The 14117-nt window shown below is 74.4% G+C and carries 14 protein-coding genes; 6 read left to right on the top strand and 8 right to left on the bottom strand.

Annotated elements, in window-relative coordinates:
* Positions 1-49 precede the first annotated feature (49 nt).
* Positions 50-1594, top strand: coding sequence for a hypothetical protein (locus AB0G15_RS33040; protein ID WP_362847376.1), 1545 nt, complete (start codon positions 50-52; stop codon positions 1592-1594).
* Between the two features lie 75 nt (positions 1595-1669).
* Here the strand turns inward: AB0G15_RS33040 and clpX are convergent, their stop codons facing one another.
* Together clpX and AB0G15_RS33030 are read right to left on the bottom strand one after the other, a co-directional pair.
* Positions 1670-2956: an ATP-dependent Clp protease ATP-binding subunit ClpX gene (gene clpX, locus AB0G15_RS33035; protein WP_362847374.1), complete on the bottom strand. Its 1287-nt coding sequence runs from the start codon at positions 2954-2956 to the stop codon at positions 1670-1672.
* 42 nt (positions 2957-2998) lie between these two features.
* Positions 2999-4234 (bottom strand): cytochrome P450, encoded by a 1236-nt coding sequence (locus AB0G15_RS33030; RefSeq protein WP_362847371.1) that lies wholly within the window; start codon positions 4232-4234, stop codon positions 2999-3001.
* A gap of 103 nt (positions 4235-4337) precedes the next feature.
* Here AB0G15_RS33030 and AB0G15_RS33025 point away from each other — a divergent pair, with 103 nt between their 5' ends.
* Together AB0G15_RS33025 and AB0G15_RS33020 are read left to right on the top strand one after the other, a co-directional pair.
* Positions 4338-5525 carry a TetR/AcrR family transcriptional regulator gene (locus AB0G15_RS33025; RefSeq protein WP_362847423.1) on the top strand — a complete coding sequence of 396 codons (1188 nt, stop codon included), beginning with the start codon at positions 4338-4340 and terminating at the stop codon, positions 5523-5525.
* 58 nt (positions 5526-5583) lie between these two features.
* Positions 5584-6321 (top strand): sulfite exporter TauE/SafE family protein, encoded by a 738-nt coding sequence (locus AB0G15_RS33020; RefSeq protein WP_362847368.1) that lies wholly within the window; start codon positions 5584-5586, stop codon positions 6319-6321.
* Positions 6322-6334: 13 nt separating this feature from the next.
* Here AB0G15_RS33020 and AB0G15_RS33015 read toward each other — a convergent pair whose 3' ends face one another.
* The 4 genes from AB0G15_RS33015 to AB0G15_RS33000 all read right to left on the bottom strand — a co-directional run bounded on the left by AB0G15_RS33015 (position 6335) and on the right by AB0G15_RS33000 (position 8384).
* Positions 6335-7105, bottom strand: a complete 771-nt coding sequence (locus AB0G15_RS33015; RefSeq protein ID WP_362847365.1) for an SDR family oxidoreductase — start codon at positions 7103-7105, stop codon at positions 6335-6337.
* A gap of 46 nt (positions 7106-7151) precedes the next feature.
* Complete coding sequence (locus AB0G15_RS33010; protein ID WP_362847362.1) at positions 7152-7553, bottom strand: hypothetical protein; 402 nt, start codon at positions 7551-7553, stop codon at positions 7152-7154.
* A complete protein-coding gene (locus tag AB0G15_RS33005) occupies positions 7550-7999 on the bottom strand; it encodes a class I SAM-dependent methyltransferase (protein ID WP_362847360.1) in 450 nt (149 codons plus the stop codon). Before AB0G15_RS33005 ends, AB0G15_RS33010 begins: the two co-directional genes overlap by 4 nt.
* A gap of 211 nt (positions 8000-8210) precedes the next feature.
* Positions 8211-8384 (bottom strand): hypothetical protein, encoded by a 174-nt coding sequence (locus AB0G15_RS33000; protein WP_362847357.1) that lies wholly within the window; start codon positions 8382-8384, stop codon positions 8211-8213.
* A 49-nt stretch (positions 8385-8433) separates the two neighbouring features.
* On the opposite strand from AB0G15_RS33000, the gene AB0G15_RS32995 reads away from it, so the two are divergent.
* Positions 8434-8877 carry a VOC family protein gene (locus AB0G15_RS32995; protein ID WP_362847354.1) on the top strand — a complete coding sequence of 148 codons (444 nt, stop codon included), beginning with the start codon at positions 8434-8436 and terminating at the stop codon, positions 8875-8877.
* A 30-nt stretch (positions 8878-8907) separates the two neighbouring features.
* Here AB0G15_RS32995 and AB0G15_RS32990 read toward each other — a convergent pair whose 3' ends face one another.
* Both AB0G15_RS32990 and AB0G15_RS32985 read right to left on the bottom strand, forming a co-directional pair.
* Positions 8908-9825 carry a MerR family transcriptional regulator gene (locus AB0G15_RS32990; protein WP_362847352.1) on the bottom strand — a complete coding sequence of 306 codons (918 nt, stop codon included), beginning with the start codon at positions 9823-9825 and terminating at the stop codon, positions 8908-8910.
* Between the two features lie 234 nt (positions 9826-10059).
* Positions 10060-10956 (bottom strand): alpha/beta hydrolase, encoded by an 897-nt coding sequence (locus tag AB0G15_RS32985; RefSeq protein ID WP_362847350.1) that lies wholly within the window; start codon positions 10954-10956, stop codon positions 10060-10062.
* A 117-nt stretch (positions 10957-11073) separates the two neighbouring features.
* Between AB0G15_RS32985 and AB0G15_RS32980 the strand changes: the two genes are divergently transcribed.
* Both AB0G15_RS32980 and AB0G15_RS32975 read left to right on the top strand, forming a co-directional pair.
* Positions 11074-13077 (top strand): BTAD domain-containing putative transcriptional regulator, encoded by a 2004-nt coding sequence (locus AB0G15_RS32980; RefSeq protein ID WP_362847348.1) that lies wholly within the window; start codon positions 11074-11076, stop codon positions 13075-13077.
* A 123-nt stretch (positions 13078-13200) separates the two neighbouring features.
* Positions 13201-13779 (top strand): TetR/AcrR family transcriptional regulator, encoded by a 579-nt coding sequence (locus AB0G15_RS32975; protein ID WP_362847346.1) that lies wholly within the window; start codon positions 13201-13203, stop codon positions 13777-13779.
* Positions 13780-14117: the final 338 nt, after the last annotated feature.

Raw genomic sequence — 14117 nt, 5'->3', positions numbered from 1 at the left:
GCGGCCGCCGCGACCCGGCCGGAACCGGGGGCCGCGTACAACCGTCGGCATGAGTTCATTCACGCCTCACCGACCCGGCCGGAGGGCCGGGCGGGACGGCTTTCCTCGGTTGCTGCGCGCGCAGTGGGCCGTGTTCCGCTCCTCGCGGGGTCGGGTGCTCACCCTGGCGGCCTCCGTGCTGGTCACCGTGTCGCTCGGGCTGCTGATCGCCGGAGGCGCCCGCAGCACCTGCGTGACCTCGCGGGGCGAGGGCCCCTGCCCCGCGCCCCTGGTGGGACCCGACGGCACGGCGGTGAAGGACAGGTACTACTTCGTGCACCAGCCGCTCAAGGGGAACGGCGGCATCACCGCCCGCGTCTCGGACATGACCGGGCAGATGCGGCTGCCGGACGCCGTACCCGGGGTGCGCAACGTCAGGGAGGGGGTGGTGCCGTGGGCGAAGGCCGGGCTGCTCGTCAGGCAGAGCCTCGTGCAGGGCACGCCGTACGCCGCCGTCATGATCACCGGTGGCCACGGCGTGCGGATGCAGCACAACTTCGTCCACGACGTGGCAGGCGGTCCCGTGCGGGGACCCCGGTGGCTGCGGCTGACCAGGTCGGGCGACACCCTCACCGGCTACGAGTCGGGCGACGGCAGGACGTGGACCGAGGTCGGCACGGTCACGCTGCCCGGGCTGCCGCAGACGGTCGAGATCGGGATGTTCGCCACCTCGCCGGGCGTGTTGTGGGAGTCGGCGAAAGCCTTCGCCCAGGCCACCGCCACCTTCGACCAGATCGGACTGCGGGGCGCGAACGGTTCGTGGCGACGTGACGACGTCGGCGTCTCCCTGGGGCCCGACGGCAGGACCCCGCACCACCCGGGCGGGGTCGTCGAGTCCGGCGGCAAGCTCCTCGTGACCGGGAGCGGCGACATCGGGCCCGCCACGGTGGAGGGCGGCCTGCGCGCCGACCTCATGCTGGTCGGCGGGGTCGTGGGGCTGATCCCGGTGCTCGTGGTGGCGGTCTCGTTCGCCACGGCGGAACGCCGGCGCAGGCCGGTCGGGACCGGCCTGCCCGCCGGGCCGCCTCCCGCGCGCCTGCTGGCGGCCAAGGCCGTCGTGGTCGGCGCGGTCGCGTTCGTGGCGGGGCTGGCCGCCTCAGGGGTCGTGGTCCCCGCCGGCCTGGCGCTGTTGCGGGCCAACCAGAACCCGATCCAGCCGATCACCCCGGGTACCGGGCTGCGGGTGATCGTCGGCTACGCGGCGTTGACCGGGGTCGCCGCCGTGCTGGCCCTGGGCCTCGCCGCGCTGGTCAGGCGGGGTGTCGTCGCCGTCGGGCTGGCCGTCGCGCTGGTCGTCGTGCCCTACCTGCCGGCGACCGCGGGCCTGGCGCCGTGGCTGCTGACGATCACCCCTGCCGCCGGGTTCGCGATCACGCAGAGCGTCCCCGCGTTCGCGCACGTGGACGTGAACCGGTCACCGCTCAGCGGCTACTACCCCCTCCCGCCATGGGCGGGTTTGGCGGTGACCTGCGGGTATGCCGTCCTCGCGCTCGGGGCGGCGATGGCCGTCCACCGCAGGAGGGCGCCGTGTCAGGTTCCGCTCCCCCGAAGGTAGAAAACCGGTGGTTTCCAGGGGGTCGCCGGCCGATCGGCCGCTGCTCGGGGGCGGAGGCCGCCGGCTCCGGGGCTCTCAGGCGGACCTGTCGCGGCGCTCGGGCCCGCGCTCGGGGTGGCGGCGCGGCACCAGCGTCGGGTTGACGTTGCCGAGCACGGTGTCGCGGTCGATCACGACGCGGGCCACGTCCTCGCGGCCCGGTACCTCGTACATCACGTTGAGCAGGATCTCCTCGAGGATCGCGCGGGTCGCGCGGGCGCCGGTGCGCCGCAGCAGCGCCTGGTCGGCGATCGCGCCGACGGCCTCCTCGGTGAACTCCAGCTCGACGCCGTCCATCTCGAAGAGCCTGCGGTACTGCTTGATCAGGGCGTTGCGCGGTTCGGTGAGGATCCGCACCAGCGCCGCACGATCCAGTGGCTGGAAGGTCGTCACCACCGGAAGCCGGCCGACCAGTTCGGGGATCAGCCCGAACCTCAGCAGGTCCTCGGGCATGACCTCGGCGAGGACGTCCCGCTCCCGCCCGGCCCGGATCGGGGCGCCGAATCCGGCGCCGCCGCGGCCGGTCCTGGACTCGATGACCTGCTCCAGGCCGGAGAACGCGCCGCCGACGATGAACAGCACGTCGGTGGTGTCGATCTGGATGAACTCCTGCTGCGGGTGCTTGCGGCCGCCCTGCGGCGGCACGCTCGCGGTCGTGCCCTCCAGGATCTTCAGCAGGGCCTGCTGCACGCCCTCGCCGGAGACGTCGCGGGTGATCGACGGGTTCTCGCCCCTGCGGGCGATCTTGTCGATCTCGTCGATGTAGACGATGCCGGTCTCGGCCTTCCTGACGTCGTGGTCGGCGGCCTGGATCAGCTTGAGCAGGATGTTCTCGACGTCCTCGCCCACGTAGCCCGCCTCCGTCAGGGCGGTGGCGTCGGCGATCGCGAACGGGACGTCGAGCATCCGGGCGAGCGTCTGGACCAGGTGGGTCTTGCCGGAGCCGGTCGGGCCGACCAGCAGGATGTTGGACTTGCCCAGCTCGACCGGCTCCCCGCCCGAGGCCTGTCGCCCGTCCGCGCGCACGCGCTTGTAGTGGTTGTAGACCGCCACCGCGAGCGACCTCTTGGCGTCCTCCTGCCCGACGACGTACAGATCGAGGAAGTCGTGGATCTCCCGCGGCTTCGGCGGCCCGCCGCGCCCGCCCCCGGAGGAGGCGGAGGTCTCCCCGAACTCCTCCTCGATGAGCTCGTTGCAGAGCCCGACGCACTCGTCACAGATGTAGACGCCGCCGGGACCGGCGATGAGCCGCATGACCTGCTTCTGGCTCTTGCCGCAGAACGTGCATCTCAGCAGGTCGCCGCGGTCACCGGTGCGTGCCATGGGAAACGTCTCCTCGACGGTCGTACGGGCTGGGAGAGGGGGTCAGAGGGTCACGAGCAGCGACGCCAGGCGCCAGGTGCCCGGGTCGGGCGCGCGTCCCGCGTTCTCCGGGGCGAGGGCCAGGCCGGGAAAGCGGCTCAGCAGCGCCGTGAGCGCGACCTCGGTCTGCACGCGGGCCAGCGAGGCTCCCAGGCAGAAATGCGGCCCGTGGGCGAATCCGAGGTGTCCGGCCGTCGCGGTGGCCCGGCCCAGGTCGAGCAGGTCGGGGTCGGCGAACGCGCGCGGGTCGCGGTTGGCGGCGGCGATCGCGGCGGTGACGGGCTCGCCCTCGCGCACCAGCGTGCCGTGCAGCTCGACGTCCTCGCGCGCGTAGCGGGGAATCGACAGCAGCGTGGGACCGCACCAGCGTGTCAGCTCCTCGACGGCGCGTGGCATGAGCCCGGCGTCCTCGCGCAGCGCGGCCAGGTGGCCGGGGTGGGTGAGCAGGACCTCCACGGCGTTGGCGATGAGGTTCGTGGGCGTCTGCCCCGCCAGGACCAGGTGCCAGACCATGGTGACCAGCTCGGTGTCGCTGAGCCGGTCGCCGTCGTCGGCCTGGGCGCGGATGAGGTCCGACAGCAGGTCGTCGCCGGGTTCGGCGCGCCGGCGCGCGACCGCCGCCCTGGCGCCCTCCATGATGCCCGGGATGGCCTCGGCGAACCTCTGGCCGCCGCCTCCCACGACGGTGGCGCCGTACTCGCGCCAGCGCGGGCGGTCGGCGGCGGGAATGCCGACCAGCTCGCAGATGACGTCCATCGGCAGCGGCCGGGCGAAGTGCCCCAGCAGGTCCACCACGCCGTGCTCGGCCTGCTCGGCCACGCCGGGCAGGCCGTCGAGCAGGGCGTCGACGATGGGCTCGATCCGCGGCCGGAACTCGGCGGCACGGCGCGCGCTGAACGCCGGCGACACCAGCCGGCGCAGCCGCAGGTGCTCTGGCCCGTCCATCTCGCTCATGGTCCGCATGTAGGGCAGGCAGTCCTCGGGCACGTCGGGCCGCATGAAGCTGGCGGCGTTGATCTCGAAGCGCGGATCGCTCAGCATCGCCCTGACGTCCTCGTGCCGGGTGAGGGCCAGCATCGGGCCGAAGCCCGGGGCCACCAGCCGCGCCAGCGGCGAGATCTCCCTGGCGCGCCCGTACGCGGCGAAGGGGTCGCGCAGCACCTCGGCGTCGGTGAGGTGGATCTCGGGAACCCCCGGGACCTCGGGAATGTCGCTCACGTCCTGGCCGGCAGCGGTCATGAATCCTCCCGAATTTCAGATGATGTAAACAGATGATCCTGTCATCTGAGTGGTCACGGTATCTTGGATCGGGATCGACGGCAACGCGACGACGAGGAGGGCGATGACCCGGCTCAGCAGGGCGCAGCTGCAGGAGCGCAACCGCGCCAGGATGCTGGCCGCGGCCGCGGAGGAGTTCGCCGAGCGCGGCTTCCGCGATGCGAAGATCGACGCCATCGCCGAGCGCGCCGAGCTCACCCGCGGCGCGGTCTACTCCAACTTCCCCGGCAAGCGGGCCCTGTACTTCACGGTCCTGGCCGACCTCGCCGAGCGCGCCCCCGAGCCGCCGGACCCGGAGCCGAGCCTCACCCCCCGCGAGGCGCTCGGCGCGTTCGCCCGCGCCTGGCTGGCCCGGCTTCCCCTGACCACCGACGAGCGGCACGGCCTGGCCAGGATCGGCGTGGACCTGATGCCGGAGATCCTCGCCGACGAGCGGACCCGGCGGCCGTTCGCGCAGCTGACGAAGCTGAACGCGATCCTGCTCGGGCTCGCCCTGGAGCGCCTGCGCCCGCCCGCCACCCCCGGCGGCCGCCTGATGCGCGTGGCCGAGGCCACGCTCACGACCCTGCACGGCGCGAGCCAGCTGGCCGCCGCCGCCCCCGGCTTCACCGATCCCTTCACCATCGTCGGCGCCTGCGAGCGGCTCGCCGGCCTCGACCTCGACGACAGGTGGCCGTCCACGCCGTGGATCCCGCGGGCCCGGCCCGCCGACGAGGCGTGGTCCCCGCCGCCGGCGGTGGACGCGGTACGCGGCGAGCCCGCGCGGCTCACCGGCGACGGCGGTGACGGCGTGGTGGCGATCCTCGGGCTGCACCGGCTCGAGGCCGCCGAGGAGGCGGTACGGGCCGCACCGGCGGGTGCCGCGATCACCGCCGTCCTGGTCACCGGCGACCCCGGCGAGCTGGCACCGCTGGCCCGGCTGGCCGTCGCCGACTTCCGCGGCTGCCTGCGCCAGGCGTTCCCGCCCTCAGCGTGGCCGCGCCTGCAGGTGGTGCTGGACGACTCGGGCGCCCTGGCCGCGGCGGCCGGCGTCCCGGCCGTCAGCGACGCGACCGAGGCCGCCGTCCGCGTCGAGGCGGGCCGGATCGTCGTGCGCGCCGACGGCCGCGGCGCGTGCCACACGGCCGCCTCGACACCGGGCGGGGCCGTGGCGGGCGAGACGCCGGCGGGCGGGGCAGGCCGGCCCGCCCCGGCGATGGCCACCGATTCGCGGCCCGGCGCCGGGTCCCCGGCCAGGGGATTCGCCGGCTGACGCATCATGTACGGTCATCTGTGACCTTTTCTCCCGCTTCCTCCGTCCGGCGAGGCTGATGCCCTCCCTTGATGTCGTCCAGTGGGTCATCCTGCTGGCCGCCCTGTTCCTGGTGGGCTTCTCCAAGACCGGCGTCTCCGGTACCGGGACGGTGGCGATCGCCCTGTTCGCGCTCGTGCTGCCGACCAAGCAGTCCACCGGCACGCTGCTTCCGCTCCTGCTCGTCGGCGACCTGGTCGCCGTGGCCTCCTACCGGCGCCACGCCGACTGGCCGAGGCTGATCAGGCTGTTTCCGTGGGTCGCCCTGGGCGTGGCCGCCGGGGCGGTGGTGGTGCGCTGGGTCGACGACGCGCAGATGAGACGGCTCATCGGGGCGATCCTGCTGGTGATCATCGCCGTTCACCTGTGGAACCGGCGCCGGGCGCCGGAGGACTCGCTCGCCCACCGCCGCCCGGTGGCCGCCCTCGCGGGCGTCTTCGCCGGCTTCGCCACCATGACGGCCAACGCGGCCGGCCCCATCATGGCCATCTATCTCCTGGCGGCGGGCCTGCCGATGCTGGGCTTCCTGGGCACCAGCGCCTGGTTCTTCCTGACGATCAACGCCTTCAAGGTGCCGTTCAGCGTCGCGCTGGGCCTCATCACCCCCTCCTCCCTCGTCTTCGCCGCGTTGGGCGCCCCTGCGGTCCTCGCCGGGGCCGCGATCGGGCGCGCCGTCATCGGCCGCATCGACCGCACGCTCTTCGAACGGATCACGCTGGGACTCACGCTGCTCGCCGCGGTGCGCCTGCTGCTTTGACGTCCCGCCCCTGTCACCCCTCGGGATCGCGGGCCAGGACCGTCCGGCCGCCGTCGACGGGCACGGTCGCGCCGGTGATGAAGGCCGCGTCGTCGGAGAGCAGGTGGACGATCGCGGCCGCGACCTCCTCGGGACGCGCCACCCTGCCGATCGGATGCAGCAGGGCCATCTCCCGCTCCACCCGGGCGGCCTCGGCCGGCTCGCGCGAGCCGAGGAACTCCGCGTAGCGCTCGGTGCCGACCGAGCCCGGCGCCACGGCGTTGACACGGATCCCCCGCGGCCCGTACTCGACCGCGAGCGCGCGGGTCATCCCCTCGACGGCCGCCTTGGCCGTCACGTACGGCAGGCAGCCCACCACCGCCTGCCGGGCCTGGTGGGAGGAGACGTTGACGATCGCCCCCGGCGTCGCGGCGGCGAGGAAGCGGCGTACGGCGGTGGCGCACCCCACGACGGCCCCGTCGAGATTCAGCGCGATCAGGTCGAGCACCTCCCGCGCGGTGGCGGAGTGGATCGAGGCGTCCCTGAAGACGGCGGCGTTGTTGACCCATCCGGCGAGCGGGGCGAGTCCCTGGGCGACGTCGGCGGCGCGCCCGGCGACGGACTCGTCGGCGGCGTTCCCCGCCACGGCGGCAAGGCGCGATCTCGCGGGGTGGCGGTCCGTCCAGGCCAGGGCCGCCGGATCGAGCTCGACGGCGACGACGGAGCCGCCGTCGCCGAGGAGCCGCTCGGCCACCGCCCTGCCGATGCCCCGGCCGCCACCCGTCACCACGTACGAACGGTTCACGTTCTCCACCTCTCCGCGGATCGCCACGGATCCGCGCTCGCGCCGGTCACGGCGACCGGCGAGTGACCCGGGGGCGCCCGCTGTCATCCGGCTCGCGCCGGTCCCCGAGGGCGCGCCCGGCTCCGGTCACCGTGACCGGCCGCGGCGCCCGCGGGGCCGCCCCGCGCGAGAGCGCGCCTTCCCCGTGCCGGGGCCTCCACACGCCGGGGGCGATCCGCGTGCCCGCCAGCCGCGCCTGTCCGACGTTGGTCATGGTGCCCTCGACGGCGGTCGCCCCGGCCTGCGCGGCGAGGGACGCCGTACGGTCACCGCACGTGTCGGCGACGACGATCAGGTGGACCCGCACATCGGGGACCAGACGCCCGGCCAGGTTCACCGAGGCCAGGCAGGCCGGCAGCAGCTCCTTCTCGTCGCGGGCGGGCACCACGACCCCGACGGTCCGGATCACACAAGTCCTTCCGCCTTGGCCACGGAGGGAGCCGTGCGACCGCGCAGGTAGACCTCGGCGAGGAAGTCCGGCTCGCGGTGATCGACGAGGCGGGTCAGCTCGCCACGCCCGGCCAGGGCGCGATGCACCTCATCGCCGCCGAGCGGGTACTCCGCGACGGGGTGCCTCCAGTGCACCGCGAGCAGGGTGCCCCCGGGGCTCAGAGAGGCGACCGCCAGGTCGAGCATCCGTTCCAGGTCCGCGTCGCCGAAGCAGTAGAGGACCTCCGACAGCACGATGAGGTCGAACCCTCCCTCCTGCTCGGGCCACTCGCCGGGCAGGACGAGCCGCCGCACCCGCGTCCCCGGGTACCCGGCGGTGCGTTCCGCGGCCGCCGCGACCGCGACGGAGGACAGGTCGCAGGCCAGCAGCCGGTCGCGGCGCGGGGCGAGCAGGGCGGTGAACACCCCGATGCGGCGACCACCACCGCGCTGCGCCAGCCGCCGTAGGCGAGCGCCGGGAGGGCGCCGAGCCCCGGCCAGGCGCGCCACTCGGCCTCGGAGGTTCCCGGGGCGTCGATGGGGTTGGGGGCGGAATCGTCCCAGCCGTCCCAGCCGATGCTGTCGGCGCTGCCGGCGCGTTCTGTACGTTCGGTGCTCGCTTCTGTACGTTCGTTGCTCACCAGCCGGCTCCCTGCTCGGCGACGATGGCCCCCGCGGCGAGGTCGCGTTCGGCGTGATGCTGGCGCAGATAGACCGTCAGGTCGGCGATCCGGCGTCCGTGTGCGGCGTCGTGGCCGAGCGGCCCGGCGCCCAGCGCCCTGCCCACCCGGCCCATGACGTCGGTGGCCACGGCCTCCACCAGCGCTTTGAGACGCAGGGACCGTACCCTTCCCGCGTTCTTGAGGTCGTGGGGGTCGGCGTCGATCTCGTCGGCGTTACGAGGACTTACCACCGTCAGATTTCACGCCGCCGACCTGGCCGCGGCCAAGGAGTGGTACACCGAACTGCTCGGTGTCGAGCCCTACTTCAACAAGCCCGGGTATATCGAATTCCGGTTCGGCGACTACCAGCACGAGCTGGGCCTGCTCGACAGCGATTACGCGCGGGAACTCGCCGACGACGCGAAGACCGGCCCGGGCGGCGTCGTGACGTACTGGCACGTCGACGACGTGCCCGCCGCCCTCGACCGGCTGCTGTCGATGGGGGCCGAGGAGCACGAGCCGCCCCGGGAGTTCGGCGACGGCTTCGTCGGCGCCTCGGTGATCGACCCCTTCGGGAACATCCTCGGCATCATGTACAACCGCCACTACCTGGATGTTCTCCACTCGATCGGGAAGGCCTGACCTCCAGCCGGGCCCCCTCGGACGGAGGGTTCAGCGGTGGGCCCCCAGCGCGGTGATCACCCAGTCGAAGGCGGGGATGACCGAGGGGGACGGCTCCCGGCCGTTGAGGACGCCCAGCAGCTCCCAGTAGCGCTCCACCTGGGCGTCGGCGAGCATCCTGAGCCGGTCGCGCAGCTCGGCGCGCTCGGCGGGCGACAGCCGGGGCCCGACGATGCGGCCCAGGACGCGCCCGCCCTCGGCCGACTCCGGCGTGACACCGCCGGCCAGCGCCCGGCCCGCCCTCTCCAGCACCAGCCGTCGCAGGTCGAGCCCGGCGTCGATCCGCGGGTCCGAGGAGCCGCTGAGCACGATCCGCCGCAGCCGCCGCCGGAAGTCCTGATCGGCGACGAGCTCGGCCAGCTCCACCCAGGCGTCGACCTGACCCGGCGTCGGATCGTCGGGCAGGTCCTCGGGCAGCTCCCGCATCCACCCGGCGACGATCGCGGCCTCGTCGTCTGCGCCGAGGTCGACTCCCGCGAAGACCTCGCCGACGAAGTCGTCGACGACCCGCTGCCGCTCCGCGGCGGACAGCTGGGCGAGTTTGTGCATCATCAATGTCTCCTCCGTCGTACTGTCGCGTCTGGCGATCGTGCGGAGCACGGCGCGGCGAAGTCTCAGGGTCCGGATCTCCGCGTCCAGCGCCAGGGCGTGTGTCCGCGCCACCTCGGCCACCGTGACCTGGCGATCCAGGATCTCCCGGATGTCCTCCAGGCCGATGCCGAGCTCGCGCAACGTCCTGACCAGGTCGAACCGGGCGACGGCCGCCGCGTCGTACAGGCGGAACCCGCCGTCGGAACGGCCGGTGGGCGGCACCACCCCGCTGTCGGACCAGAAGCGGATCGTGTGCACCGGCAGGCCGGTACGACGAGAGAGCCGGCCGATCGTGTAGAACTCCGCGCTGTCACTCACGAGACGAATCTGCACCCTCAAGTCACCTGAGAGTCAAGCCGCGGGCGCGACGGAGGCGGCGGAGGGCCGCGCGCCGGTCCCCCAGGGGGCACCCGCCTTCGCGGGGTGGGCCCGTGAGCTTCACGTGGCGGGCGCGTGAGCTTCGCGCGGCGGGCCCGTGAGGCGACCGGGGCAGGTCGCCTCACTCCCCCGCCCGCACCGCTCCCGGCGGCCCCCGCCGCACCGGGCGACGCGTCACCGCGCCCCGGCCGCCCGGCGCGAGAGCAGGTCCCGGAGGGCCTTGGCGACATCGGCGGGGGCCTCCTCCGCCATGAAGTGGCCGAAGGTGACGGGGACGTGCCGCAGATCGGGTGCCCAGGCGCTCCACAGCGCCGCCGCGTCGAAGCCGAGGGCGGACCCCCAGTCCTGCTGGAGCACGGTGACCGGCATCCGCAGCCGGTTGCCCGCGTCCCGGTCGGCCCGGTCGTGGGCGACGTCGACACCGGCGGAGGCGCGGTAGTCGGCCACGATCGAGGGCACCGCCGCGCGGCAGGCGTCCAGGTAGGCGGCGCGGACATCGGCGGGGATCGCCCCCGGGTCCTTGGTCCAGATGTCCAGGAAATACCCGAAGAAGGCGTCGGAACTGGCGGCGATCATCTGCTCGGGCAGGCCCGGAGGCTGGGCCATCAGGTACAGGTGGAAGCCGACGGCGGCGGTGACGCCGTGCATCACCTCCCACATGTCCAGCGTGGGCAGCACGTCGAGGCTGGCCAGGTGGGTGATCGCCCCGGGATGGTCGAGACCGGCGCGGATGGCGACCAGGGCGCCCCGGTCGTGCCCGGCCAGCGCGAAGCGCTCATGCCCCAGCGCGCGGGCCAGGGCGACGATGTCGGCGGCCATGGTCCGCTTGGCGTAGGCGGTGCCGTCGGTCTCGGCCGGTTTGTCGCTGGCTCCGTAGCCGCGCAGGTCGGGGCAGATCACGGTGTGGTCGGCCGCCAGGTCGGCGGCGACGTGCCGCCACATCAGGTGGGTCTGGGGGAAACCGTGCAGCAGCACGATCGGGGTGCCCGTCCCCCCGACGGCCGCGTTCAGGGACACGCCGTCGGCGACGGGGACGCGCCGGTAGTCGAATCCGGTGATGACAGGCGCCATGGTCGCGCTCTTTTCGATAGGTGGTTGGACGCCTTCAGCCTGCCGGGCGTGAATGAGCATCCGGTCAGCGCGCTACCGTGGCCAGGGGGGATGCCCCGGGAAGGGACGGGTCGAGGGGTGCGGGTCACGTTCGGGGTGCTGGGGCCGGTGACGGCCTGGGACGCTGCCGGAGGCGTGATCGCCCTCAAGGGGCCCCGGCACCGCGAGGTGCTGGCCCGGCTGATCATCGCCCGCCGTCGCGTCGTCCCGATCACCGGCCTGGTCGGGGACCTGTGGGACGATCCGCCTCCCGGCGCGGTGGGCGCGATGCGCACCTTCGTGGCCGCACTGCGCCGCGCGCTGGAACCGGGGCGCCCGCCTCGGACCCCGGCCCGGCTGCTGGTCACCGAGGGGCCGGGGTACGCGCTGCGCGCCGAGCCGGGCGAGGTGGACGCCTGGCGCTTCGAACGCGCGGTGTCGGCCGCCGCGACGCTGCCGCCCCAGGACGGGCTCGCCCGGCTGGCCGAGGCGCTGGGGTGGTGGCGCGGGCCCGCCTACGCCGAGTTCGCCGACCGGAACTGGGCCCGCGCGGAACGCGCCCGCCTGGCCGAGGTGCGGTTGCAGGCCGTCGAGCGCCAGGCCGAGCTCCGGCTGGCCCTCGGCCTGGCCGCCGAGGCGGTGCCGGACCTGGATGCGCACGTGACCGAGCACCCCTGGCGCGAGGACGCCTGGCGGCTGCTGGCGCTCGCGCTGTACCGCACCGGCCGCCAGGGCGACGCGCTCGCCGTGCTGCGCCGGGCACGCACGACGCTGGTCCAGCAACTGGGGGTGGATCCGGGCCCGCCCCTGCGCCGCCTGGAGACCGACATCCTCCACCACGCCGGCCACCTCGACCTCGCGTCCGGGCCGGGCGGGGCGGCGGCCCGGGTGTGGGCGCAGACCGCCGCCGTCTACGACCGCACCGTGACCTCCGGCCCCCGTGCCCGGCTGGAGTCGACGATGGGCCTGCTGCGCAGCCTCGCCCTGACCGGGGGCGCCGGGCTGGAGGCGGCTCGCCGGCACCGCCTGGCGGCCATCGCCGCCGCCGAGGAACTGGACGACGTGGAACTGACCGCCCGGGTGATCGGCGCCTACGACGTCCCGGCGATCTGGACCCGTTCGGACGACCCCGAACAGGCGGCGCGCGTCGTGGCGGCGGCCGAACGCGCCCTGGTCGGCATCCCGCCCGGCGCGCACGAGGCGGTGCGTGCCGGCCTGCTGGCCACGGTCGCCGTGGAGTCGCGCGGCACCCGCTCGGCACGCGGGCCGCAGGCCGCCCGCGAGGCCGAGGAGATCGCCCGCCGCCTGGACGATCCCGCGCTGCTGGCGTTCGCCCTCAACGGCGTGTTCATGCAGACCTTCCACCGCGCGGGCCTGGCTCCGCGCAGGGACGAGATCGGCGCCGAACTGGTCGCCCTGTCCGCCCGGCACGACCTGGTGGCCTTCCAGATCCTCGGGCATCTCATCCGCGTCCAGGCCCGTGGCGCGCTCGCCGACTTCACCGAGGCCGACCGGCACGCGGCGGCCGCGGACCGGCTGGCCGAGCGCCACGAGCGGCCGCTGGTGGGCGTGTTCACCCAGTGGTACCGGGCACTGCGGCTCGCCGCGGCCGAGCGGGCGCCCGCGGCCGAGATCGAGGCGGCCTACCGGGACGCCGCCGCGCGGCTGGACGGCGCCGGCATGCCCGGCCTGGAGAGCGGCCTGCTGCCGCTCGCGCTGCTGTGCCTGCGCCTGCGGCACGCGTCGCCCGTCCCCGCCGACGAGAGCACCGACTGGGGCCCCTACGAGCCATGGGCCCGTCCCCTGGTGCTGCTGTCCCGGGACCGTCCCGCCGAGGCCGGCGAGGCGCTGCGCGAGATCCCCGACCCGCCCCGCGACCTGATGTCCGAGGCCCTGTGGTGCCTCGTCGCGCGGGCCGCGATCGCCGTCGGCGACCGGGAGACGATGGAACGCGCGCGCGAGGAGCTCGCCCCGGCGGCGGCGGAGCTGGCCGGGGCGGGCAGCGGCCTGCTCACCCTGGGGCCGGTCTCCCGGCACCTCGGCGACCTCGCCGGCGCCCTCGCCCGCCATGACACCACGGCCCGCCCCCGCCGGACGCGGTGACCCGGCCCTGCCGGCGACGGAGGCAGGGCCGGGCGCGCACCGCGCATCCGCCGCCCGGTGCGGCGAGCTGCGGCCCGGCGGCCGGCCGGGCGACGCCCGGCGGGCTTGGCCTAGGCTGGGCCCGTGACACCCAATGTCGGGCGGGGGACGGCGCTGCGCGCGGACGCCGCGCGCAACCGCGCACGGGTGTTGCAGATCGCCAGGGAGCAGCTGGCCGCGGGCGACGACTCGCTCATGCTGAACACCATCGCCCGGCTCGCGGGAGTGGGCGTCGGGACCGTGTACCGGCATTTCCCCAACCGGCACGCGTTGCTGGAAGCGCTGCTGGCGGAGAGCTTCCAGCAGCTTGTCCGTGAGGCGCAGGCCGCGGCGGCCGACGAGGACTCGCTCGCGGGTCTGCACCGCCTCCTGCGTTTCACCCTCGGACGCGCGCTGGAGGACGCCGGGTTCGCGGCGGTGCTCGGATCCGCCAGCGACGCCGATGCGCGGACCTCGGCGATGAAGGCCGAGCTTGACCGTGCCGTCGCGGAGCTGCTCGACCGCGCTCGCCGCGCGGGGGCCGTTCGCCGTGGCATCGAGGCGGACGATGTCCGCCGCCTGCTCTGCGGCATCGAGCACGCGGTCCGCTCCGGCGGCGATGACGCCAGGCACGCGGAGCTCTATCTCGACGTTCTCCTCGAGGGTCTGCGCCCTCCGCGTTGACGGCGGTCTGAGGTTTCCGGCCCGGAGACTGGGTGCCGTCAACCAACGTGTCACAGGCCGCCGAACCTCGAGGATCCCTGGCCTGACCTTTCGGCGCGTACGGCCGGCAGCCGGCGGTCAGCTTGGGGAGCCCTCGTGGCCACGGGCCGGGTTCCGGTTCCTCGTGCCGAGCCAGAAGCGGCCGAGCTCGTCGGAGTGGGAGAAGTGGTGGTCGTCGCAGCTCGTCAGGGACCTAAAGCCCCGCCAGCCGGTCTTCCTCGTCTCAGCTGGCGGTCGAGGCAGCCTTTCGAATGTGAGATCGGCGTGTCACCTCACATTCCGCGGCGCCGCTTCGTCGT

This window comes from Streptosporangium sp. NPDC023825 (assembly GCF_040639575.1).
In the GTDB taxonomy this organism is placed as follows: domain Bacteria; phylum Actinomycetota; class Actinomycetes; order Streptosporangiales; family Streptosporangiaceae; genus Streptosporangium.
Note: the sequence above shows the minus strand (reverse complement) of the source record. Positions and strands in the feature narration are given on the sequence as shown.

Excerpts from the sequence above, each read along its gene's own strand:
- AB0G15_RS33040 (WP_362847376.1), top strand. The coding sequence starts at position 50 with ATGAGTTCATTCACGCCTCACCGACCCGGCCGGAGGGCCGGGCGGGAC.
- clpX (WP_362847374.1), bottom strand. The coding sequence starts at position 2,956 with ATGGCACGCACCGGTGACCGCGGCGACCTGCTGAGATGCACGTTCTGC.
- AB0G15_RS33030 (WP_362847371.1), bottom strand. The coding sequence starts at position 4,234 with ATGACCGCTGCCGGCCAGGACGTGAGCGACATTCCCGAGGTCCCGGGG.
- AB0G15_RS33025 (WP_362847423.1), top strand. The coding sequence starts at position 4,338 with ATGACCCGGCTCAGCAGGGCGCAGCTGCAGGAGCGCAACCGCGCCAGG.
- AB0G15_RS33020 (WP_362847368.1), top strand. The coding sequence starts at position 5,584 with ATGCCCTCCCTTGATGTCGTCCAGTGGGTCATCCTGCTGGCCGCCCTG.
- AB0G15_RS32985 (WP_362847350.1), bottom strand. The coding sequence starts at position 10,956 with ATGGCGCCTGTCATCACCGGATTCGACTACCGGCGCGTCCCCGTCGCC.